Origin of the sequence: Bradyrhizobium sp. SZCCHNR1002, from assembly GCF_032381435.1 — a bacterium.
Classification (GTDB): domain Bacteria; phylum Pseudomonadota; class Alphaproteobacteria; order Rhizobiales; family Xanthobacteraceae; genus Bradyrhizobium; species Bradyrhizobium aeschynomenes.
In genome coordinates, this window is record NZ_JAUHIS010000019.1 from 1 (window position 1) to 1,695 (window position 1,695).

Consider the following 1,695-nt stretch of genomic DNA (forward strand, 5'->3'; position numbering starts at 1 on the left):
CCGTCGAGGCTGGGCAAGAATCTCGGGCGTTTTGCGTGGCGGGATGTACGATTCGGCCTATGACGAATCGCCCGTTCAAGAGCGGTGAGAGCCGCGAGCAAGCCAGCCTGTTTCCACCGCGGATCGAGGATTACGTATCTGCGGACAATCCGGTTCGTGCGATCGATAGCTATGTCGACGCGCTCGACCTTGCCAAGCTCGGGTTTCGGCACGCCAACCAGCGTGCGGCGGGAGCGGGGCAACCGCCCTACGATCCGTCCGACCTGCTGAAGCTGTACCTGTATGGCTACATCAACCAGATCCGGTCATCGCGACGGCTGGAGCGTGAAGCCTGCCGCAATCTGGAGCTGATCTGGCTGCTGAAGTCTCTCAAGCCGGGCTACCGGACGATCGCCAATTTCCGCAAGGAGAACTGGGCGGCCCTGAAGGCCGCGAACCGCAGTTTCGTGCTGCTGCTTCGCGAGCTCGATCTGATCGGCGGGACGCTGGTCGCGGTCGACGGCGCGCTGTTCCACGGCAATGCCAGCAAGGACAGCATCTTCACGCGCGGGAAGCTCGCCAAGCAGATCGCCAAGCTCGATGAGGAGATCGAGGCGTACGGCAAGTCCCTCGACACCAACGATGCAGCGGAAGCCAAGCGGCCTGACGACGGCAAGGATGGCCATGGCGGCGGCGATGTCGGGGACAGGATCAAGGAACTGATGGCGCGGCGTGAGCGCGCCCAGTCCGATCTGGAGAACCTGGACAAGAACGACAAGGGACAGGTGTCGAAGACCGACCCCGATGCGCGGCTGCTGAGCAAGGGCGATCAGACGATTGCAGGCTACAACGTCCAGAGCGTCGTCGACGACAAGAACAAGCTGATCGTCGCCAGCGAGGTCGTCAATCGCAGCGATGTCCGACACCTGCATATGATGGCGATAGCGGCCAAGGAGAACCTCGAGGTCTCTTCGCTGCAGATATTGGCCGATGTCGGCTATTACAACAGCGAGGATATCAAGGCTTGCGAGGATGATGCCATCACCGCCTATGTCCCGCTGCATCACGGCAACGGCAAGAAGCACACCCGCTTCACCCGAAGTGACTTCAGCTACGATTCCTCGACCGATACCTACCGATGTCCCGCAGGCCAGGCGCTGCATCCCACGAAGAAGCTCTGGAAGAATACGAGCGGCAGAATGGAACGCCGTTACCTGGGCTCAGTGCCGACCTGCAGCGTCTGCCCCCTCAAGACGTCTTGCCTCTCCGCGAAGGCCAAAAGCCGCAACGTCTCTCGGTGGGAGCACGAAGAGGTGCTGGATCGTCACCGCCAGAGGATGGCAAGCGAACAGGCCCGCAAACTGATGCGCCGCCGCTCAGCTCTCGTCGAACATCCGTTCGGCACACTCAAGTGCCGCGCCGGCTATCAGCATTTCCTCGTCCGCAGCTTCGACAAGGTTCGCGGGGAATGGAGCCTCATGGCGCTCTCCTACAACTTTAGCCGCGTCCTCAACATTCTCGGCTTGAACGACTTCCTCGCCCGCATCACCGCGTGGGCTATTGCAGCTCAACACGCCACCTCTGCCGAGGCCAACGGCGCATGGGAGGCGATTCCGCTTCCCTTGATCCGAAACTGGACGATGATACGGCTATGGCTCGAAGTCGCACCGCGCCGAGCCCTCCTAGCCTCTTAATTTGGATTCTTGCCCAGCCTCG

The 1,695-nt window shown here is 61.4% G+C and carries 1 protein-coding gene; it reads left to right on the top strand.

Translation table 11 applies throughout. The features are described from left to right. On the top strand, nt 1-1,673 hold a 1,673-nt coding region (locus tag QX108_RS33450; RefSeq protein ID WP_315787742.1), incomplete at its 5' end, for an IS1182 family transposase. Between the last annotated feature and the right edge of the window lie 22 nt (nt 1,674-1,695).